General features: G+C 27.9%; 16 protein-coding genes and 1 pseudogene. 16 read left to right on the top strand and 1 reads right to left on the bottom strand.

Features of this window, described 5'->3' with window-relative positions; translation table 11 throughout:
• Positions 1–3: 3 nt before the first annotated feature.
• From M4I33_RS02850 to M4I33_RS02815, 8 genes are all read left to right on the top strand, one after another.
• The gene (locus M4I33_RS02850; RefSeq protein ID WP_257915369.1) at positions 4–2151 is read left to right on the top strand and encodes a TIM-barrel domain-containing protein; all 2148 of its coding nucleotides are present in this window, start codon (positions 4–6) and stop codon (positions 2149–2151) included.
• A gap of 19 nt (positions 2152–2170) precedes the next feature.
• Entirely contained in the window at positions 2171–3652 is a 1482-nt protein-coding gene (gene malQ / locus M4I33_RS02845) for a 4-alpha-glucanotransferase (RefSeq protein ID WP_257915368.1), read from the top strand.
• Positions 3652–6015 carry a glycogen/starch/alpha-glucan phosphorylase gene (locus tag M4I33_RS02840; protein WP_257915367.1) on the top strand — a complete coding sequence of 788 codons (2364 nt, stop codon included), beginning with the start codon at positions 3652–3654 and terminating at the stop codon, positions 6013–6015. The genes malQ and M4I33_RS02840 overlap by 1 nt, the downstream gene beginning before the upstream one ends.
• 127 nt (positions 6016–6142) lie before the next feature.
• Entirely contained in the window at positions 6143–8170 is a 2028-nt protein-coding gene (locus tag M4I33_RS02835) for an amylo-alpha-1,6-glucosidase (protein WP_257915366.1), read from the top strand.
• A gap of 2 nt (positions 8171–8172) precedes the next feature.
• Entirely contained in the window at positions 8173–10146 is a 1974-nt protein-coding gene (gene pulA / locus M4I33_RS02830; protein WP_257915365.1) for a type I pullulanase, read from the top strand.
• 92 nt (positions 10147–10238) lie between these two features.
• Positions 10239–12596, top strand: coding sequence for a bifunctional diguanylate cyclase/phosphodiesterase (locus tag M4I33_RS02825; protein ID WP_257915364.1), 2358 nt, complete (start codon positions 10239–10241; stop codon positions 12594–12596).
• A gap of 1152 nt (positions 12597–13748) precedes the next feature.
• A complete protein-coding gene (cls, locus tag M4I33_RS02820) occupies positions 13749–15284 on the top strand; it encodes a cardiolipin synthase (protein ID WP_257915363.1) in 1536 nt (511 codons plus the stop codon).
• A 145-nt stretch (positions 15285–15429) separates the two neighbouring features.
• Positions 15430–16122: a TrkA C-terminal domain-containing protein gene (locus M4I33_RS02815; RefSeq protein ID WP_257915362.1), complete on the top strand. Its 693-nt coding sequence runs from the start codon at positions 15430–15432 to the stop codon at positions 16120–16122.
• A 12-nt stretch (positions 16123–16134) separates the two neighbouring features.
• On the opposite strand, the gene M4I33_RS02810 is transcribed toward M4I33_RS02815, so the two are convergent.
• Positions 16135–16422, bottom strand: coding sequence for a DUF1294 domain-containing protein (locus M4I33_RS02810; RefSeq protein WP_257915361.1), 288 nt, complete (start codon positions 16420–16422; stop codon positions 16135–16137).
• A gap of 194 nt (positions 16423–16616) precedes the next feature.
• Here M4I33_RS02810 and M4I33_RS02805 point away from each other — a divergent pair, with 194 nt between their 5' ends.
• The 8 genes and pseudogenes from M4I33_RS02805 to M4I33_RS02775 form a co-directional block, all read left to right on the top strand.
• On the top strand, positions 16617–17351 hold the full coding sequence (locus M4I33_RS02805) for a peptidoglycan recognition family protein (RefSeq protein WP_257915360.1): 735 nt from the start codon (positions 16617–16619) through the stop codon (positions 17349–17351).
• Between the two features lie 55 nt (positions 17352–17406).
• On the top strand, positions 17407–18054 hold the full coding sequence (locus M4I33_RS02800) for an FMN-dependent NADH-azoreductase (RefSeq protein ID WP_257915484.1): 648 nt from the start codon (positions 17407–17409) through the stop codon (positions 18052–18054).
• 185 nt (positions 18055–18239) lie between these two features.
• Positions 18240–18884: pseudogene (locus M4I33_RS02795) on the top strand (YitT family protein); the annotation flags it as partial.
• A gap of 9 nt (positions 18885–18893) precedes the next feature.
• Positions 18894–19103, top strand: a complete 210-nt coding sequence (locus M4I33_RS16855; RefSeq protein WP_308367138.1) for a YitT family protein — start codon at positions 18894–18896, stop codon at positions 19101–19103.
• Positions 19104–19246: 143 nt separating this feature from the next.
• Positions 19247–19882, top strand: a complete 636-nt coding sequence (locus M4I33_RS02790) for a hypothetical protein (protein WP_257915359.1) — start codon at positions 19247–19249, stop codon at positions 19880–19882.
• 9 nt (positions 19883–19891) lie between these two features.
• Positions 19892–20521: a hypothetical protein gene (locus M4I33_RS02785; RefSeq protein ID WP_257915358.1), complete on the top strand. Its 630-nt coding sequence runs from the start codon at positions 19892–19894 to the stop codon at positions 20519–20521.
• 153 nt (positions 20522–20674) lie between these two features.
• Positions 20675–20956, top strand: a complete 282-nt coding sequence (locus tag M4I33_RS02780) for a helix-turn-helix transcriptional regulator (protein ID WP_257915357.1) — start codon at positions 20675–20677, stop codon at positions 20954–20956.
• Between the two features lie 35 nt (positions 20957–20991).
• A partial coding sequence (locus M4I33_RS02775; RefSeq protein WP_257915356.1) for an FAD-dependent oxidoreductase occupies positions 20992–22615 on the top strand: 1624 nt, incomplete at its 3' end.

Raw genomic sequence — 22615 nt, 5'->3', positions numbered from 1 at the left:
ATTATGAGAAGTTTTAAAATAAATGAAAATATAATTAAGTATACTTTTGGGGATCCATTAGAAACTGAATCAGTTATAAAAAATAAAGGTGAAGAAATAAAAGAAGATCTAAAGTATTTAACTTTAGAAGAAGAAGGCTTTACATTTGGACTTAAAAAAGAAGATATAATCTATGGGCTTGGGGAAAATGTCGGAGGAATAAATAAGAGAGGAAGAATTTTTGAAAGTTTTTGTACTGATGATTTCTCTCACACTCCTGAAAAAAAGAGTCTTTACGGAGCTCATAACTTCTTTGTAGTTCACGGTGAAAAAACTTTTGGAGTATTTTTAGACTTTGGAGGAAAAGTTATCTTTGATTTAGGTTTTAACGATAAAGATAAATTAAAAATAAAAGTTTCAGAAAATGATTTTAACCTTTATATAATAGATGGAGATAATATTTTAGATATAGTTAAAAACTTTAGAGATATAATCGGAATGAGTTACGTAGCACCAAAATGGGCACTTGGAGTTGGGCAAAGTAGATGGGGTTACAAAAATGAAGAAGATATAAGAAATGTTTTATCTCGCTACGAAAAAGAAGAAATGCCACTTGATATGATTTATCTTGATATTGATTATATGAAAGATTTTAAAAACTTTACTGTAGACAGAGAAAGATTTAAAGATTTCGAAGGGTTTGTAAAGGAATTCAAAGAAAAAGGAATAAGACTAATACCTATAATAGATGCAGGGTGCAAAATAGAAAAGGGATATGATGTTTACGAAGAAGGAATAAAAAATAATTTTTATTGCAACGATGAAAATGGAGATCCTTTTGTTGCAGCTGTGTGGCCAGGGCTAGTTCACTTTCCAGACTTTTTAAATAAAGATGCTAGAAGATGGTTTGGATTAAAATATAAATTCTTAACTGATAAAGGAATAGAAGGGTTCTGGAATGATATGAATGAACCTGCAATATTTTATTCAGAAAAAAGATTAAAAGAAGCTTTTAATTACATAGATTCTTTTAAAGATAAAAATATTGGAATTTATGATTATTTTGATTTAAGTTCTAGCTTCGATAAATTAAAAAATAGTATTGAAGATTACAAAAGTTTTTATCATAACATAGATGGAAATTTAATAAGACATGATAGAGTTCATAATCTTTTTGGATTTAATATGACAAGGTCAGCTAGTGAAGGACTAAAAGAAATAGACGAAAATAAAAGATTTTTACTATTTTCAAGAGCTTCAACAGTTGGAATGCATAGATACGGTGGAATATGGACTGGAGATAATGCATCTTGGTTTGAACATATAAAATTAAATCTTCAAATGATGCCAGGAATTAATATGTGTGGATTTATATTTACAGGAGCAGATACAGGAGGCTTTGGATCTGATGCAAATGAGGAATTAGTTATAAGATGGTCAGCACTTAGCTTATTCACTCCTTTATTTAGAAATCATGCAGCACTAGGTACTAGAAACCAAGAACCTTATTCTTTCTCAAAAGAAGGAAGAGAAACATTAAAAAATATATTAGATTTAAGATATGCACTAATACCTCATTTATATAGTGAATATATGAAATCAATTCTAAATAACGATATGTACTTTAAACCTTTAGCATTTGAATACAATGATGATTTTTCAAAGAGAGTTGAAGATCAATTACTTCTTGGAGATAGTTTAATGATAGCTCCAGTTTATGAAGAAAATGCAAAAGGAAGATATGTATATATTCCAGAAGACATGCTACTTTTAAAAGCAAATTCTTTAGAAAATATAGAGTTTGAAGTATGTAAAAAAGGCGTAAGCTATATGGATTTAGAACTTAATGAAGTACCAATCTTCATAAGAAAGAATAAGATGTTAGTGATAAATAATAGTAATGCTAAAAGAGTAGAAGAAATAGATGAAGACACATTAGATGTCTTTGCATTTGTAGATAAGAAAGCTAATTACACTTACTATAATGATGATGGTATAACAAATGATTTTAAAGAAGGTAAATTCGAAAAAATAGATATAGTAATAGAGAAAGATAAAGAAAATTATAAAATAGAAACTAAAAGCATAGGATTAAAGAAAGAGAAAAAGTTAAATTTAACTATATTTAACTTAGACGGAAGTAGAGTAGAGAAAAAAATAACTATTTCCTAGAGTATAAGGGGGATTAAAAATGAAAAGAGAAAGTGGGATATTAATGCATATCTCATCTCTTCCTAACGAATTTGGAATCGGTTCCTTTGGAAGAGAAGCATATGAGTTTGTAGATTTTTTAGAACTTGCAGGTCAAAAGTATTGGCAAATACTACCGCTTGGACACACAAGTTATGGTGATTCACCATATCAATGTTTCTCAGCTTTTGCAGGTAATCCACATTTTATAAATTTAGATACACTTAGTAAAAAAGGATATTTAAAAGAAGAAGATTACAAAGATATAAACTTTGGTGAAGATAAAGAAAAAGTAGATTATGCGCTAATATTTAAGAAGAGAAACGAAATTTTAGAAATTGCATATAATAATTTCTATAAAGAAAAGAATGAGGACTTTGAAATATTTAAAAAAGAAAATAGCTTTTGGCTTGATGATTATAGTCTTTATATGGCTATAAAAGAAAGTTTTGATCTTAAATCATTTAGAGAATGGGAAGATGAAAAGTTAGTAAATAGAGACGAGGAAACATTAAAAGAATATAGAGAAAAACTAAAAGAAAGAATAGAGTATTATAACTTTTTACAATATGAGTTTTTCTATGAGTGGAGTAATCTAAAAGAATACGCAAACTCAAAGGGAATAAAAATCATAGGAGATTTACCTATATATGTTGCAGATGATAGTGCAGATATGTGGAGTAATCCTAAAAACTTCAAAGTTGATTCAGATAATAACCTGAAAGTAGTTGCAGGGTGTCCTCCAGATGCTTTTGCAAAAACAGGACAACTTTGGGGAAATCCTATATATGATTGGGATAAGATGGAGAAAGACGGTTTTGATTGGTGGATTTTAAGAGTTAAAGAGAGCTTAAAAATCTACGATATAATTAGAATCGACCACTTTAGAGGTTTTGAAAGTTATTACGAAATACCTTATGGAAATAAAACAGCTGAAAATGGTAAGTGGGTAAAAGGGCCTGGAATTAAATTATTTAATAAGATAAAAGAAGCTCTAGGTGATGTAAACGTAATAGCAGAAGATTTAGGATTTATGACTAAAGAAGTAATAGATTTTAGAGACGAAACTGGATTCCCAGGGATGAAAGTATTAGAGTTTGGATTTGGCGGTGAAGATAGCACAGATCTACCTCACAATTACATTGAAAACTCAATAGCTTATACAGGAACTCATGATAATGATACTGCACTAGGATGGTTTTTAAGTATAAGTGAAGAGGAAAGAGAAAAAGCTATTAAATACTTAAAGTTAGACCTTAATGAAGGTGTAAGTTACGGGTTAATAAGAGGTATATGGGGTTCTGTAAGTAGACTAAGTATAGCTACTATGCAAGACCTTCTAAAATTAGGAACTGAAGCTAGAATGAATATACCTTCAACGCTTGGAGGCAACTGGCAGTGGAGAATGAAAGAAGGTAGCTTAACAAAAGAGTTAGCTAAAAATTTATATGATATGACTAAGTTATACGGGAGGACAAATTAATGACTAAGAATGAATTAAAGGCTAATATGGAGAGAGAATTAAAGGTTAATTACGGTGTTAATTTAAAAGAAGCAGATAACGGGCAAATATTTGCTGCACTTTCAAAAGCTTTAGTAGGAACTATAGTAGACGATTGGAGCAACACAACAGATTTATATAATGAAGATAAACAAGCTTATTATTTATCAGCTGAATACCTTATGGGAAGAGCTTTAGGAAATAACTTAATAAGTCTTGGATTATATGAAGAGGTAGAAGAACTTTTAAAAGAATTAAATATAGATATAAATGCAGTTGAAGAAGCAGAAGAAGATGCTGCACTTGGAAATGGTGGTCTTGGTAGACTTGCAGCATGCTTTATGGATTCAGCAGCAGCTGTTGAAATTCCTTTAAAAGGTTATGGAATAAGATATTCAAACGGGTTATTCAAACAATACTTCGAAGACGGATTCCAATATGAATGTGCAGATAGCTGGCTTAAATATAACGACCCTTGGAGCATTAGAAAAGATAAAGATACAGTACTTGTAGAATTTGAAGGAATGAAAGTTAAAGCTGTTCCTTATGATACTCCAATTATCGGTTATAAAAATAAAAATATAAACACTTTAAGACTTTGGAAATGTGAGCCTTTAGAAGAATTCGATTTTATAGCATTTAATGAAGGAAGATATGATGATGCTGTAAAAGATAAAAATAGAGCAGAAGATATATCAAGAGTATTATATCCAAACGATGATATGAAAGAAGGAAAGTTATTAAGATTAAAACAACAATACTTCTTAGTTAGTGCATCATTAAAAGATATAATAAGAAGTCACGTAAAAATGCACGGTGAAAATTTTGATAATTTCGGAAAGCTACATGCAGTCCAATTAAATGATACTCACCCAGTTTTAGCTATACCAGAGTTTGTTAGAATTTTAGTAGATGATTTCGGTATAAATATAGATAAAGCTATAGATACTGCAAAGACAGTATTTGCTTATACTAACCACACTATATTAGCAGAAGCTTTAGAAAAGTGGGATTCAAAATTAATATATGAACTATTCCCAAGGATCCTTGAAATAGTAGAAGAGATAGATGCAAGATTCATTAAAGAATTAAAAAGAAAAGGATATAGCGAGGAAGCTATAGAAGAATTTAGAATAGTAAATGATGGAACTGTTAGAATGGCTAACTTAGCTATTCATATAGGATTTGCAGTTAATGGAGTTGCAAAGCTTCACACTGATATATTAAAAGATATAGAACTTAATAACTGGTACAAATTATATCCTGAAAAGTTCCAAAACAAAACAAATGGAATAACTCCAAGAAGATGGCTAAGACTTTGTAATAGAGAATTATCAGCTCTTATAACAGAACTTATAGGAGATGAGTCTTGGGTAACTGATTTAGAAAAGTTAAAATCTTTAGAAAAATATGCTGACGATAAAGCTATATTAGATAGATTTATGGAAATTAAGCATAAGAAAAAAGAAGAACTTGCAAAATATATAAAAGAAACTCAAGGTATAGAACTAGATACAGATTCTATTTTTGATATTCAAATTAAGAGACTTCACGAGTATAAAAGACAATTATTAAATACTTTATATGTATTAGATTTATACTTTAGATTAAAAGAAAATCCAAACATGAATATAGAAAAAACTACATTTATCTTCGGTGCAAAAGCTTTCCCAGGATATAGAAGAGCAAAAGCTATAATAAAACTTACAAACGAAGTTGCAAGACTTATAAACGAAGATAAAGAAGTAAGTAAAAAAATAAAAATAGTATTTGTTGAAAACTACAGAGTTTCATATGCTGAAAAATTATTCCCAGCAGCAGATGTTTCAAAACAAATCTCTACAGCAGGTAAAGAGGCATCAGGAACAGGAAATATGAAATTTATGCTAAATGGTACTCCGACTTTTGGAACATTTGATGGTGCAAACGTTGAAATAGTTAGAGAATCAGGAGAAGACAATAACTTTATATTCGGTTTAAGAGTTGAAGATATTGAAAGCTTAAAAGAAAAATATAATTCAAAAGAGTTCTATAAAAATAATAAAGATATAGCTAGAGTTTTAGATGCTTTAATAGATGGAACATTAGATGATTCAAATACAGGATTATTTAAAGACCTTTATGATTCACTATTATTTGAAGGAGATCAATACTTCTTACTTGCTGATTTTAAAGGATTTAAAGATGAAGAAGAAAAAGTATTTGAAAGCTATAGAGATAAATATGGATGGGCTAAAAAATGCTTCTTAAATACTTGTAATGCAGGAATATTCTCATCAGATAGAACTATATTAGAATATGCAAAAGATATTTGGAATGTAAAAAGAGAAAAAAATGAAAAATAGTTAAATCACACTTCTTTGAAGTGATAATCTAATATCATAAATACAACTAAAATTTATAGCTTAAGCTAAAGTTAAGTTCTACTTACATAGCTTAAGCTATAGTTTTATATTAGGAGGAGTAGTCAAAATGAGGTTTAGTAAAAATAGTTATCCTACATATGAAAGAGGAATAGAAAAAGAGTGGATGTTATCAAACGGCAGGAGTGCCTTTTCAGGAAGTACTATTATTGGGGCAAATAGTAGAAAATATCATAGCATACTAATAGCTTCATTAAAATCTCCTGATGAAAGATATATGATACTTCCAAAGGTTTCAGAAAAGCTTTTAATAGAAGAAAAAGAATATCCTTTAACTACGACTAAATACGAAGATAAAGTTATTAAAGGATATGAAAATTTAGAGAGTTTTAATTATAATGGAATACCTACTTATACTTATCTAGTTAATGGAATAAAAATAATAAAGGAAGTATTTTTAGAAAGAGAAAAAAATACAGCGATAATAAAATATAAAATAGAATCTAAAAAAACTTCTGGAGATTTAATACTAACTCCATTTATGTCTTTTAGAGACCCGGGAGAAGTTAGTTTAGAAGAAAATTTAAAATTCAAAAGAGAAATTATAGATTATGGATTTAAATTAAATCCAGAGCTAAAGAAAGATTTAAATATAAGGCTGTTTTTAGATAAAGAATGCACAGTTTCAGAAGAAAAAGGTGAGTTATTAACAGATAAAGTTTATTATGATGTGGATAAAACTACAGGAGATAAATATTTAGAAAAATACTATATACCAGGTGAATTTAAAATAAGTATTAAACCTTATTCTTTAAAAGAAATTCACTTTGTGTGTACTTTAGAAGAAGAGGAAATAGACCCTATAAATATTATAAAAAAAGAAACAAAAAGAATAGAAAATTTAAGAAATACATTTGAAGAAGATAGAATTTTAGCTAAAGCACTTCCTATAGGGGGAGACCATTTTATAGTTCATAGGGATTCAACAGATAGCAAAACTATACTAGCTGGCTACCCTTGGTTTTTAGACTGGGGAAGAGACACTATGATTGCAGTAGTAGGACTTACTATGTCTACAGGAAGACTAGATGATGCAAAAGATATTTTAAAGACATTTTCAAGATATGAGAAAAATGGTCTTATTCCAAATATGTTCCCGGACTTTGGAAAAGAACCTCTTTATAATACAGTAGATGCATCATTATGGTATATTCACGCTATATATACTTATCTTTTATATAAAAATGATATAAAAGAATTAGACTTTGTATATAAGGAATTATATCCTACTATGAAAAAAATAATTAAAGCCTATAAAGAAGGAACAGATTTTTCTATCAAGATGGAAGAAGACTCTTTAATAAGTGCAGGAAGCGGGTTAGATCAGGTAACTTGGATGGATGTAAGGGTAAATGGAATAGTTGTAACTCCAAGGCACGGTAAACCAGTTGAGATAAATGCACTTTGGTATAATGCTTTAAAAATAATGGAACTATTAGCTATTAAATTTAAAGATCCAGACTTTAAAGAATATAAAGATTTAGGAGAAAGGGTAAAAGAAAGCTTTAATAGAGAGTTTTGGTCAGAAGAGGATAAGTATTTATATGATGCTTTAAGCGATACTTTAAAAGATAACTCAATAAGACCAAATGCAGTATATGCAGTATCACTTCCTTTTACAATGCTTGATAAAGAAAAAGAAAAGATGATTTTAGATAAAATCTATGAAGAATTATATACTCCTTTTGGATTAAGAAGTTTAGATAAAAATAATAAAGATTATAAACCTTATTATGAAGGAGAATTATTTAAAAGAGATATGGCATATCATCAAGGAACAGCTTGGTCTTTCCCACTTGGTGCTTATTTAACAGGTGTATGTAAAGCTAATGATTACAGTAAAGATAGTTTAGAATTTGTAGATGAATGTTTAAAAGATATGGAAGAGCATATTAAAGACGATTGTCTGTATGGTATAGCAGAAATATTTGACGGAGAATTCCCAAACAAAGCTAGAGGATGCTACAACCAAGCTTGGGGAGTTGGAGAAATACTTAGAGTTTATTATGAAGATATATTAGGTAATTATAAAAATTTAGATAAGGCAAGAGAAAATTTATTTGGATTTGAGGTATAAAAATGGATATTAAGAATTTGTATAACAAGGACAAATGGGAAATAGTAAAAACCTTAAATAGCACTGAATTCCAAAATGAATATAAATACGATGGAGAACTAGGTGCAATTTATTCTAAAGAAAAAACTACATTTAAAGTTTGGTCTCCAGTATCTAAAAAGGCTTTTGTAAAATTTTATGATAAAAATGGAGTTATCTTTCAAGTAGAAGAAATGAAAGAAGAGGAAAAAGGATTATTTACCTTTACAAAAGAAGGAGATTTAGATGGAGTTTTTTATAGATACGCTTTTGATATAAATAATAGTTCTACGGAAGCCTGTGATATTTATTCTAAAGCTGTTTCTTTAAATGGTGAGTTTTCTGTAGTAGTAGATTTAAAGAGCACTGACCCTAAAGGGTTTAATGAAGATATTAAACCGGATCTAAACTCTCCATTAGATTCTATAATCTATGAAATGCACGTTAGAGATTTTACTATAGATAAAACATCAGGAGTTTTAAATAAAGGAAAGTTTTTAGGGCTTATAGAAGACGGGACTAAATATAATTCTGTAAAGACCGGTTTAGACCATTTAAAAGAACTAGGGATAACTCACGTTCATCTTTTACCTGTATTTGATTATAAATCAGTAGATGAAAGTAAATTTGATACTAATGATTATAATTGGGGTTATGACCCTGATAATTTTAATTCTATAGAAGGGTCATATTCTACTTCACCTAATGATTTTAAAAGCAGAATAAAAGAATTTAAAGAAGCTGTTTTAAAATTACACGAATCAGGGATAAGAGTTGTTATGGATGTTGTGTATAACCATACCTTTGAAGGAGATAATTCTAATTTTAATAAAACTTTTCCTATGTATTATTATAGAGAATGGGATGATGGAAGTTTTTCAAACGGGTCAGCTTGTGGAAACGAAACAGCATCAGATAGATATATGTTTAGAAAATATATGATAGACTCAGTTAAATATTATGCAAAAGAATACCATATAGATGGATTTAGATTTGACCTTATGGGACTTCATGATGTTGATACTATGAAAGAAATAAGAGAAGAATTAGATAAAATTGATAAATCTATTTTGATGTATGGGGAAGGCTGGACTGGAGGTAATACTCCTTTAAGAGAAGATTTAAGAGCTCTTAAAGTAAATACTCCAAAATACGGCAAAATGCAAATAGCAGCATTTAGTGATGATATAAGAGATGGAGTAAAAGGAGATGTGTTTAACTCTTATGCAAGAGGTTTTGCAAGCGGAGGAGAAGGTTTTGAAGAAACTATAAAATGCGGAATAGTAGCATCTACTAATCATAGTGAAATAGATTATAATAGAGTAATTTATTCTAACGGATCTTGGGCAAACGAACCTTATCAAACTATAACTTATAATTCAGCTCACGATAATTATACTCTATTTGATAAATTAACTATAAGTTCTGGAAGTTCTAAAGAAGAGGAAGTTATAAAGATGAATAAGCTTATAGCAAATATAACTCTTACTTCAAACGGAATAGCATTTCTTCATTCAGGTGAAGAATTTTTAAGAACTAAAAAGGATTTAAGCGGAAATATAATAGAAAATAGTTATAATTCACCTGACTGTGTAAATAAAATTGATTGGGCTAGAAAAGAAAAATACCAAGATGTCTTTAATCACTACAAAGGACTTATAAAACTTAGAAAAAAATATAAAGAGTTTAGGCTTGAAAGCTCAGAAGATATAAACAACAAAATAAGGTTTCAAGATACAGGAATAAGAAATCTTATTTACTACAAAATAAATGGAGAAAAAAATTTAATATGCATTCACAATGGAAACAAAGAAAATAAAGTAGTAAAAATAGATGATGGAAGCTACAAAATACTTTTAGACCACAAAGGAATTTATAAAGATAATGTTCATTTTGTTGGAAAATTTATAGAGGTTTCAGGAAGAAGTTCAGTGATTTTAGAAAAAATAGATAAATAATATATTTACTTTAAAATTACACTTTATTTATATAGAATATATATTTTGCTGATAAAATATGTAAAAAGTATTTTAAAAGTGAGGCGAGCTAAGTGACTGTTGATTTAAAGAGAGATATAAAAGAAGGTAATAAAAAGATTTTATTTTTGTGTATTTTATACTCCTTTTATATAATCCTAAAGCTTTTAAACAGCAGTGTGATTTCTATAGAAATGTATTTAGCTACCTCATTTTTTACTATAATAATATTTCATAATTCAGTAAGAGAAATGGAGGAGTACAAAACAACCGTACTCCTATTATTTGGTGCGGCATTAAGTAATTATGTAGTAGGGTGTTTTTGGATATTTAGTTATATTTTAAACGGACCTGTAGTTATGTATAGTGACGCTTTAGTTATGATAAATTTTATACCTAATATATTTATACTTCTTGCAGCAATCCATTATTTTAAAAGAAATATATATAATCTTCAATCAGTACAATTAACTATAGATATAGTAACTGTAGTTATTTTAATGATTAGTTTTACTATAATATTTTTTATGGATGCAAATTTTAAAAGTATTATAAGTTTAAAACATCTAGTTGCAATATCATACGTTCTTACAGATATCTCGTCTATAAGCATAATTATAATAATAAAATTATCAATATCTAACTTTAAAAATCAAAATGTTATATCTTTATTTGGAATTGGAATAATTGTTTTTACTATAGTAGACTTAGGGTTTATATATCAAATTTTAAGTAAAGGTCACTATGAAAGTATGTGCATTGTAGAAAGTTATAATTTTCTTCCTTATTTGATTTTTTCTTTTATATCGATCTATTCAGACCTATTTAAAGAAGGATATGCTAATAATTACAACTATGAAATGCCTTACAACATAACAGTTAAAAGGAAAAATAGTTTGATAATATTCCTCCCTATAGTTTTTATGTTATTTATTAAAAAAACTGAGTTTTTTGCACTGATAGTATTTGCTGGGGTGATTTTAATTAGAGAACTATTAAGTTATTATGTTAGATTTTCTTATTACACTAAAAAATTATTAAATCAAGAAAAAGCATTAAAATATGAACTTGAAAAGATGGTTAGAGTTAGAACTAGAGAATTATTAAATACTAATAAAAGATTAGAAGACATAGTTAATAAAGATTACTTAACTAAGATTTATAATAGAAGATTCTTTAATATAGAGGTAGATAAACTTTTAAGAGAAGAGAGGGTAGGAGAAGTTAATTTGTATTTTATAGACCTTATAAGATTTAAGTTTATAAATGATTCTTTCGGACATGATATAGGAGACGAAATTTTAATATATGTAGGCAGAAGATTAATTAAAATATTACCTAAAGAGGGACTTGTATGTAGACTTGGTGGAGATGAGTTTGCAGTTATTTTAAAAGGAAAAAAGACTAAAGAGGAACTTAGCCTTTTTGCAAAAGAAATAATTAAGTCTGTAAGTGAGGAAATAATTATAAATAACTATAGATTTTATATAGAACCAAGCATTGGAATAGCTACATCAAAAAAAGATAGTACTAGGCGTTCTCTTTTAAAGGGAGCAGACTTTGCTATGTATAGGTGTAAAAACACTCAAGGAAGTTTCTTTGAATTTTACGATGAGGAATTAAATAGAGAACTAGAAAGAAAAAATGAAATAGAAAAATTACTTAAAAATGTATCTTTTGACGAAGAATTTAAAGTTTTATATCAACCTCAATTTGATATAAATACAAGGACGGTAATAGGTACAGAAGCTTTGGTGAGATGGGAAAGTAAGGAACTTGGAAATATTTCTCCGTCAGAGTTTATTCCTATAGCAGAAGAGTGTGGAATGATTGAATCTATAGGAAATTGGGTTTTAATAGAGGCCTTAAAGAAAGTAAAAGTTTGGAATAAAAAATACAATACTAGCCTAAGAGCCTCAGTTAATGTTTCACCAGGTCAAATTAATAGTATTGGATTTACTGAAAATCTATTAAATGTAGTTAAAAAATATAATGTAGAAACAAGGTTAGTTAATTTAGAAATAACTGAAGGAATAAAACTAGAGGGAAATGATTATATAAAAGACGTACTATGTAATTTAAGTAATTTAGGGTTCTCAATTTCTATTGATGATTTTGGAACAGGGTATGCATCCTTTAGTTATCTTGAAAAATTTAATATAAATGAAATCAAGATAGATAAAAGCTTAGTAGATAATATTACAACTAAAAAATCAGATCTAAAAATAGTTAAAGCTATAATAATGATGGCAAAGGGGATGAATATAGAGACTATAGCAGAAGGTATAGAAACAGAAGATCAACTAAATAAAATTAAGTCTCTAGGGTGCGATGAGATTCAGGGATATGTATGGAGTAAACCTCTTTTAAAAGAAGAGTTTGAAGAAGAATATTTAAAAAGAGGATTTTGTTTAAGTGAAATAACAAACTGATTTTAATTTAAACTTAGCAAAACAGAAAAATAATAAAAAAAAGATTGATTTCAAATAATAAAATGTTAAAAAAATGTAGAAAAAAAGATTAAAGTGCGAAATATGTCTAAAATATGAATAATATATTGAAAATGTTAATAAAAAGATATAATATTATAAACAGCCGATTAAATAATCAAAAGTCAAGAGGATTAGACAAAAGACTATTGATTAAATTTTAGTATATGGAAGCTTAAAAACATAATGTAAGATTATAAAAATGTACTTAACGATAAGGTTAAAGGGATATAAAAAATCACTTCTAGGTATGATTTCTTTATAGGTTATAAATCATATTTTAATAGAGATTAAATTAAAAGTAGTAATAGGGGAACTATTAAAAATAAAATACTTCGAAGGGGCTTTCTAAATTTAAAATTATATATACAAGGGGATATGATTTTAATTACTAAAATGAAAGTGAAGTTATTTTAGGGATGGGACAGTTTTAAAGCACGTTTTTGCATATACAATACGGTGGCATGATATATTTATTAAAATTTAAAGTGGGGACTTTCGATTTTGCGGAAAATAAATTATATCTTAGGGGAAAAGGTTAATTCGTTTGAATTAGCCTTTTATTTTTACTTTAGATAGGAAAATTTAGGTTAATTATATACCTATAGTTAATTATATTAAAAAAAATAGAAAAATAAAGAGTTATTAAAACTTTAAAAATAATTAGGTACTAATAATGTCGAAAGTATTAACAAAGGGCTATAAATAGTATATGATTAGATTATAGGTTAAACGTTTTAGGGGACGGGATATCTATACAAAAGGGATTTAAAGTGTAAAGCTTTTTACGTATACAAAGTTAAACGGGTAATGTCTTTTTAACTTAGTATAAAACGGTATTATGAGAATATGGTTATTAGATTTTAAGAGATTTATTGCTACTAGATTGGTACTCTAGTAGCAATAAATCTTTTTTTGCTTATATAATATTAAACTTAATATAATCTAAATAATTAGGATTAAAATAAAATTTATATAAATTAACTATTGATTAATAACCTTAAAATAACATAAAATTATAACTAAATGCTAAAAAGTATTGTATATTATTATATAATTAAGTTATATAAATGAAACAAGTTTTGTGAGGTTAGAATGAGAAAGATTTTAGAATTTTTATTTAGCAGAATGGTGATAGTTGGGATTTTATTATTATTTCAATTAACTATCTTAACTTTTGCAATTTGGAAGCTTACAGAAGCTTTTGTATACCTATATGTATTTTTCTTTATAATTAGTATTTTAGTTGTAATTTATATTTTAAGTAGACGTGATAACCCATCATATAAATTAGCTTGGACTATACCAGTATTGTTATTTCCACTTTTTGGAGGGTTCTTTTATCTTATATTCGGTGGGAAGAAAATGAACAAAAAATATAAAGAAAAAGTAAAAAAGGTTTATGATGAATCTAAAAGAGTGGTATCTCAAGATGCAGATATAATTGATGAGATTGAAAAAATAAATAAGAATGTAGCAAACCAAGCTAGATATACTAGTAATTTTGCTATGTCTCCTATATATAAAAATACTCAAACAGAGTTCTTATCACCGGGGGAAGATTTTTTTGAAAGACTTGTAGAAGAACTTAAAAAAGCAAAAAAGTATATCTTTATGGAGTATTTTATAGTTCATGAAGGTAAGATGTGGAACACTATATTAGACATATTAGAAGAAAAAGTAAAAGAAGGCGTAGATGTTAGATTTATATATGATGATATGGGGTGCTTAACAACACTTCCTTACAAATATAATGAAACTCTTATAAAAAAAGGGATAAAGTGTCAAGTGTTTAATCCTTTTGTACCGTTTCTATCTTTAATATTAAATAACAGAGATCACAGAAAAATAACTGTTATAGATGGTCATACAGCTTTTACAGGTGGAATTAATTTAGCTGATGAATATATAAATGAGATAGTTAGATTCGGTCACTGGAAGGACTCATCTATTATGATAAAAGGAGATGCAGTTTGGAATTTAACTGTGATGTTTCTTCAAGCTTGGAGTTTTAATAGTAAAGAAGATATAGATTACAATTATTATAAAAATATTTATGATGAAAGAGAAAATGTTACATCGGATGGATACGTTCAGCCTTACGCTGATAGCCCATTAGACGATGAGATAGTTGGAGAAAATGTATATCTTAATATAATAAATAAAGCTTCAGATTATGTATACATAGAAACTCCGTACTTAATAATTGATAATGAATTAGTAACAGCGCTAACTTTAGCTTCTAAAAATGGAGTTGACGTTAGAATAGTTACTCCGCATATAGAAGATAAATGGTATGCTCACATAGTAACAAGAGCTTACTACGCGCAGCTTATAGAAGCTGGAGTTAAGGTGTATGAATACACGCCAGGATTTATTCATTCAAAAGTTGTTGTTGCTGATGATGAAATTGCAACGGTTGGTACTATTAATTTTGATTATAGAAGTTTATATCTACATTTTGAGTGTGGTGTATGGTTATATAAAACCGAATCTATAAATAGCATCAAAAAAGACTTTTTAGATATTTTAGATAAATCAGAACAGGTATCTTTATATGATTGCAAGCACGTATGTTGGTATAATAGAGTCTTAACGGCTATATTAAGAGTTTTTGCACCGCTTATGTAATAGATATTTTAATTACTAAATAGGTTTGATTTAATTAATTTGTTAAATCAAACCTATTTTTTATATCTTGTTTAAAAAAGCTTAACATAAATGATTTAGACATAATATATAATAATATCTATAACTTATATGGAGGATTAACCAAGTGGTATTAATTTTAACTTTTATTTTATTTTTAACTATATTTTTATTAGTAATAAATTTTTTTACTATATTATTTAGAATGACAGGACTACCAGTGCAAAAGGCAAGATTTCAAGTCATATCCTTACTATCAAGTACAGGATATACAACAAAGGAAAGTGAAACTATTGTGCAGCATCCTGTAAGAAGAAAACTTGCAAGTTGGCTTATGATAATCAGTTACGTAAGTACTGCTACATTTATATCATTTTTTGTTAGAATGTTATCTGATAGTGTAACTAGTATAGGTTTTTTTGCTGTTATAGGTTTTTTTGGAGTAGTAGTATTTTTGATATATAGAACAGATTCGTTAGAAAAGATAGAGACATTTTTTGAAAAAGTTATATCTTCATCTAAAGGGTGGAAAAAACTTAATTTATTACATTCTAATGCTATAACAAGTAATAGAGGGTACGGAGTATACGAAGTTTATGTAAGTGCCGATAGTTTTTTAGTAGGAAAATCTATAGAAAAGAGCGGACTTAAAGAAATTGAAATAGAAGTATTAAACATAGATAAAGGTGATAGCTTTATAAAATTTGCAACAGCAGATTATGTATTTGAATCTTTAGACAAGCTAACTGTTTATGGGAATATCAAAAACATAAAAGAAAATTTTGATCATATAGCAAAAAAAAGAAAAAGTGGCATTTAGCCACTTTTTTATTTATAGATGAAACCAATAGATTTCTTTTAACTCAAAATACATAATAAAAACAAGTTGTAATAATAATATTAAAGGTATACCTATACTGAATTTTATATGTTTTGTTTTATGTCTAAAAATATTCATTCCAATCAAACTTCCAACGCTTCCACCTATAAGTGCAATAAGCATTAAAGTATTTTCACTTATTCTAAACTCGTGCTTTTTCGCTTTTCTTTTATCAATATACATAGATAAAAATCCTACTATATTAATAATTACTAAATATAAATAAATATAATGTTTCATAATATAAAACCTCCACTATATTATTATAGTTGTCTAAACATAAAATTATCAATAAAAGAATTATAATTTCAAAAATAAAATAAAATAAAATTAATTTGAAAAATATTACATTTAATGGTAAAATATTGTAGAGTAGAATTTGTACATAAATAAAAAGATTTGAATTATTTTGTTATTAATGTAGAGGTGTAGTTATGAAAAGTGAAAATTATAAAAAGCTACAAGATATAGAAAAATTCTATTATAAAAAGAAGAAAGCAGAGTATGATAAGCTTATGAAAAAAAGAAGAAGAAGAACTTATTTAGTAGTAACACTTATAGTTTTAAGTATAGTATCTATAGCTTCTTATGAATTTTTATTTAGAAAAGAATATTCTACATATTTAAAGGCTTATGGAAGTGATGAAAAGGTAAGTAATACTAAACTTAACGAAGAGTTAAAAAATTTCAAAAATAAAATAGTTATAAAGAATGTGAATTATGATTTTTCACCTGAACTAGAGGGTTTAGAAAGTCCGGAAACTTTAGTAATTCATCACTCAGTATCTAAGGGGGCAAGCCCAGAGGAGATTAATAAGTGGCATAAAGAAAAGGGATATGGAGGAATAGGGTACCATTATTATATAAAAAAAGATGGTACTATTTTTAAAGGAAGGCCAGATGAGAAGATGGGAGCTCATGCTTATAACAACAACAGAAAGAGTATTGCTATTTGCTTAGATGGTAACTTTGAAGAAGACAAATTAACAGATAGTCAAAATAAAAGTTTGATAGACTTAGCGACTAGCTTAATTGTAACTTATAACCTAAAAGATATAGTAGGTCATAGAAATTTAAATGAAACAGCTTGTCCTGGAAAAAATATAGATATTGAATCTATAAAAAAAGATGTTTTGAAAAATATAGAAAGTAACAGAGAAAAGATTTAGTATGTATAATAAAAGTCTTTTTATAGCACAATAATATTAAAAAATAGAAGGTGATATAATGAAACTTTTATATATTATTGTAAACTCTAAAAAAGAAGAAGAATCTTCAAGCAGAAAGATATCTAGAAAACTTGTAAACAAATATCTTGAGGTTTATAAAGATCTTCAGATAGAAGAATTAAATCTTTACGAAGAATATATCCCTAAACTTAAGTACAACTTATTTAAAGGAAGAAACTGTATAGTTGATTCGAAAACTTGTGAAAATCTATCTTACGAAGAAAAGCGTGATGTAGATAGAATTAATGAATTAGGTGATAAATTTAAAGAATCTGATATTTATGTTATAGCAGCACCTCTTTGGAGCCTTTCGTATCCAGCTCCTTTAAAAGAGTATGTAGATTGTGTAGTCCAAGAAGGAAAAACTATTATGATTAAAGAAGATAAAATCAAAGGCCTTTTAGACGACAAATACAGAAGGATGGTGTACGTTCAATCTTCAGGAGGAACTATTCCCTTCTTACTTAGAGGAAAGTTAAGTCAAGGAGTTGAGTATATAGAAGATATTATGAAATTTTTAGGTATCAAAAAATTTAAAGAGCTTCTTATAGACGGAACAGGCTTTACAGAAGATGATAGGTTAAGGGCAGAAGAAAAAGCTATTAAAAAAATAGATGAAATCATAAATGATTTAGAAGAATAGAATTTATAAAAATACAAATAAATAGATTAATTATAAACAAAGTAAAAAGCTTAGATATCTTTCTTAAAATATCTAAGCTTTTTTTTAATGTTAAAATGTAATAATTTTTAATCTTTAAAATACTGTTCAAATCTATATTATTCTGTTATTCTATATAAGTCTAATTGGTAAAGGGGAGATTTTAGTTGAAGCAAAAGACGAAGGAATATATTAAAGAATATTTTTTAATAACACTTGGAGTATTTTTTGTAACAGTAGGTATTGAGTATTTTTATGCACCAAACGATTTAGCTGCAGGCGGAGTAACGGGGCTTGCAGTTGTAGTAACAAACTATTTCCCAGCACTTGATGTTGGAAGTTTTACTTTTATTACAAATTTAGTTTTATTCATTTTAGCATTTATAGTCGTAGGTGGAGACTTTGGAGTAAAAACTATTTATTCAAGTTTTGGTTTATCAGGTATGCTTTGGTTCTTTGACGGAGTCGTAAAACCAAATGCACTTACTAATGATTTATTTTTAGCAACGTTATTTGGAACGCTATTTACAGCAGTTGGACTAGCTATAGTATTTAACCAAAATGCATCAACTGGAGGGACTGATATTTTAGCTAAGATATTAAATAAGTATACTTAATTTAATATAGGAATATCACTTTTATGTGTTGATTTTATAGTTACACTTTTAGGGGCTATAACATTTGGCGCAGATAAAGGAATGTATGCAGTAGCTAGCGTAATAATAAATGGACCTCTTATAGATAAGTTAATTGCATTTATGAATCAAAGAAAACAAATAACTATAATAAGCGAAAAGACAGAGGAAATATCTAAATATATAATGATTGAATTAAAAAAAGGGTGTACTTACCTAAAGGGTGAAGGCGCACATACTGGAGATTCAAAAAAGGTTATATATTCAGTTTTAAATAAAAAAGAATTAGACAAATTAAAAGAGTATATTGAAGAAGTTGATACAGAAGTCTTCTATACTATAGGTGTAGTAGATGAAGTTAAGGGAAAAGGATTCCCTATAGTATCAGGATTTTAAATAGAAATTAAGCAATATGTTAACGCGTATTGCTTAATTTTTTTTATAATATCCGTAAAATTAGTGTTAACAGGGGGAATTAATATATTTATTATTGTTATAATAAATAATAGTTACATATATGTAGGAGGAGCGAAAAGCTTATGAAAAAAATTATAACGGTCTTATTAGGAATTATAATGGCAGGAAGTTTAGTTTCTTGCAATAACAATACTACAAATAACACTGAACCTAAAAACAAATCGGAGATTAAAGAAGACCTTAAAGCTCAAAAACCTGAAGATGTTATTACAGATTTCTTTACTAAGTTCAAAAACTGTAATTTTAGCGGAGTACAAAATGATATTTTAACAGAGGAAAGTATAAGCCTTAAGGGGATGGAAGACTACTCAGATTCAGAGAAAAAGGCAATTAAATATTGGCTTGAAAAATTAAGCTATGAAATCATAAAAATTGATGTAAATGGTGATGAGGCTATAGCTAAAGTTAAAGTATCAGCTTTAGATGGAAATCAAATTTATAATAAGTATAAAGATAATATCTTAAAGATAAAGCCAAGTGAACAGGAAGAATTAGATGAAGAAGGTGCAAAGCTTGCAGACGAAAAATACGGGAATGCTTTAGTAAATGCCTTAAAAGATAAGGATAACGAAATTGTATCAAAGACAGTAGATATAAAATTAAATAAAAAGGATGGAAAATGGTTATTAGAATTTAATAATGAACTATTAACTGCAATTTATGGGGGACTAGACCCAGATAAGGTTAATTTTAAGTAGGTGATGGATTTGAAAAAGATTATAGGGTGTGTATTAACTTTAGTTTTATCAGTAGGAATTTTAGTTTCTTGTGGAACTGATAATGCAAAAAAAGATGTTAAGGATTTTTTTGATTCTTATAAAGCATTAGACTTTAATAATATAAATCAATATGCTGTAGACGGAAATGATATATCAAAAGTTATAACTCAGTTTGAAAGTTATGATGAAAAACGTGAAAATGCTTTAAGATACTGGGTATCTAAAATTTCTTATAAAATAGGAGAAGTTAAAGATTTAGGAAATGATGAAGCAGAGGTAAAGGTTACTATAAATGCTTTAGATGGTAATGTTATTTATAAAAACTACGAAGAAGGAATAAAAAATATGGCTCCAGCTAGGGTAAATAACGACATTAAAAACCCTATAAATAGTAGCGAAGAAGATTACACTAAAACAAACTATTCAGAAAATAATTATGGAAATGTAGATTATGTTGATGAATTTATAGCAGCACTCGAAAATCAAACTGTTCCTATGAAGGAAACTACAGTTTTAGTAAAACTTAAAAAAATTGATGGAAAATATAAAATTCAAAATGACGATGAAGTTTTACAAGCTATGCTTGGTGGACTACCTGTATCTGTGATACTAGGTTAAAATAGATAATTCAAAATAGAGCTTAAAAGCTCTATTTTTTTGAACAAAATAAAAGTTTATAATATAAACTAAAGTATAAAATAAAAAATAGTTGACACATATATCGCTATATCGTAATATTATGATATAGTGATAACAAGGAGGTAATAAATTATGGAAAATAATTATAAGGAACTACAAGAGGCAGCTGATTTTTTAAAAGTATTAGCACACCCTGTTAGATTATGTATAGTTAGAGGACTTCTAGATAAGGGTAGCTGTAACGTAGGTTTTATGCAAGACTGCTTAGGAATGCCTCAATCAACAATATCACAACACCTTCAAAAACTTAGAAGTGTAGGAATAATTGAAGGTGAAAGAATAGGACTTGAAGTGATTTACAAAGTAAAAGATAAAAGAGTTATAGATATCATTAAAATAATTGAGGAAAAATAATAAGGATATAACATTTATATCGAGGAGGATAAATTATGTCAAAGAGAGTTTTAATAGTTGGTGGAGTTGCAGCTGGTGCATCTACTGCAGCTAGACTTAGAAGATTAAATGAAGATTTAGAAATAGTAGTATTTGAAAAGGGTGATTATATTTCATTTGCTAACTGTGGATTACCTTATCATATAGGGGAAGTTATTCAAGATAGAAGTAAATTAATACTTCAAACTCCAGAAAAGATGAGAGATAGATTCGAAATTGATGTAAGAGTAAACAGTGAAGTTGTTTCAATAGATACAGAAAACAAAAAAGTTAAAGTTAAATCAAAAAAAGATGGAAATTACGAAGAAGATTATGATTATTTAGTTTTAGCACCAGGTGCAAAACCAATAATGCCAAACTTACCTGGAATAAATAATAAAAGAATCCATAGATTAAGAACTATAAATGATATGGATGGAATAAAAAAAGAAGTAGATAGTGGAACCGTAAAAGAAGCTGTAGTTATAGGCGGAGGATATATTGGAGTTGAAGTCGCTGAAAATTTAAAGCACAGAAATATAAACGTTACTTTAGTTGAAGCTGCACCCCATATCTTAGCACCATTTGATTCAGAAGTATCAGAGCTATTAGAAATGGAAATGAACGATAGAGGAGTTTCTATAATATTAAACGATAAAGTTGTAGAGTTTAAAGAAGAATGTGATAAAGTAGTAGTGAAACTTGATAGTTTAAAAGAAGTAAAAGCTGATATAGTTGTATCTGCTATAGGGGTTATGACTGATACTTCATTTTTAAAAGGTTCAGGAATAGAACTTGGAGAACGCGGTCACTTAAGAGTTGATGATCACATGAGAACTAACAAAGAAGGAGTTTTTGCAGCAGGAGATGCAGTAGAAGTTAAAGATTACGTTAACGGTAAAGTTGCATTTATTCCACTTGCAGGACCAGCAAACAGACAAGGAAGAGTTATAGCTGATAATATAGCAGGTTTAGATTCTTCCTATAAAGGAACTATAGGTACATCTATAATAAAAGTATTTGATGTAACTGCAGCGTCAACAGGTAATAACGAAAGAACTTTAAAAAATAAAGGAATTAAATATAAAAAAGTTTATATACACCCTATGACTCATGCCGGGTATTACCCTGGAGCTAAAGCTCTTCATATAAAGGTTTTATATGATTTAGAAGGAAAAGTTTTAGGCGCTCAAGCTGTAGGTTACGAAGGTGTAGATAAATTTATAGACGTAATAGCAACTGTAATTAAGCTAAGAGGAACTATGGAAGACTTAGCTGAATTAGAATTAGCTTACGCACCACCTTATCTTTCAGCAAAATCACCTGCAAATATGGCTGGATTTGTAGCTGAGAACGTAGAAAATGGATTAACTGAATTATTCTTTATAGAAGATATAAAAAATATAGATAAAGATAAGCAAATCTTAGTAGATGTAAGAGATGATATAGAAGTAGAAAACGGAATGATAGATGGCGCAATCCATATTCCTCTAAACTCTTTAAGAAGTAAATTAAATGAACTTCCAAAAGATAAAGAAATTTTAATTTATTGTGCTGTAGGTCTTAGAGGATGGATAGGAGAAAGAATCCTTAGAAATAATGGATTTAAAAATGTAAAAAACCTATCAGGTGGATATACTT

Source organism: Clostridium sp. LY3-2, assembly GCF_024705715.1.
Lineage (GTDB): Bacteria > Bacillota > Clostridia > Clostridiales > Clostridiaceae > Clostridium.
This window is presented reverse-complemented; position numbering and strand designations above follow the sequence as displayed.

Excerpts from the sequence above, each read along its gene's own strand:
- M4I33_RS02850 (WP_257915369.1), top strand. The coding sequence starts at position 4 with ATGAGAAGTTTTAAAATAAATGAAAATATAATTAAGTATACTTTTGGG.
- malQ (WP_257915368.1), top strand. The coding sequence starts at position 2,171 with ATGAAAAGAGAAAGTGGGATATTAATGCATATCTCATCTCTTCCTAAC.
- M4I33_RS02840 (WP_257915367.1), top strand. The coding sequence starts at position 3,652 with ATGACTAAGAATGAATTAAAGGCTAATATGGAGAGAGAATTAAAGGTT.
- M4I33_RS02835 (WP_257915366.1), top strand. The coding sequence starts at position 6,143 with ATGAGGTTTAGTAAAAATAGTTATCCTACATATGAAAGAGGAATAGAA.
- pulA (WP_257915365.1), top strand. The coding sequence starts at position 8,173 with ATGGATATTAAGAATTTGTATAACAAGGACAAATGGGAAATAGTAAAA.
- cls (WP_257915363.1), top strand. The coding sequence starts at position 13,749 with ATGAGAAAGATTTTAGAATTTTTATTTAGCAGAATGGTGATAGTTGGG.
- M4I33_RS02810 (WP_257915361.1), bottom strand. The coding sequence starts at position 16,422 with ATGAAACATTATATTTATTTATATTTAGTAATTATTAATATAGTAGGA.
- M4I33_RS02805 (WP_257915360.1), top strand. The coding sequence starts at position 16,617 with ATGAAAAGTGAAAATTATAAAAAGCTACAAGATATAGAAAAATTCTAT.
- M4I33_RS16855 (WP_308367138.1), top strand. The coding sequence starts at position 18,894 with ATGATTGAATTAAAAAAAGGGTGTACTTACCTAAAGGGTGAAGGCGCA.
- M4I33_RS02790 (WP_257915359.1), top strand. The coding sequence starts at position 19,247 with ATGAAAAAAATTATAACGGTCTTATTAGGAATTATAATGGCAGGAAGT.
- M4I33_RS02780 (WP_257915357.1), top strand. The coding sequence starts at position 20,675 with ATGGAAAATAATTATAAGGAACTACAAGAGGCAGCTGATTTTTTAAAA.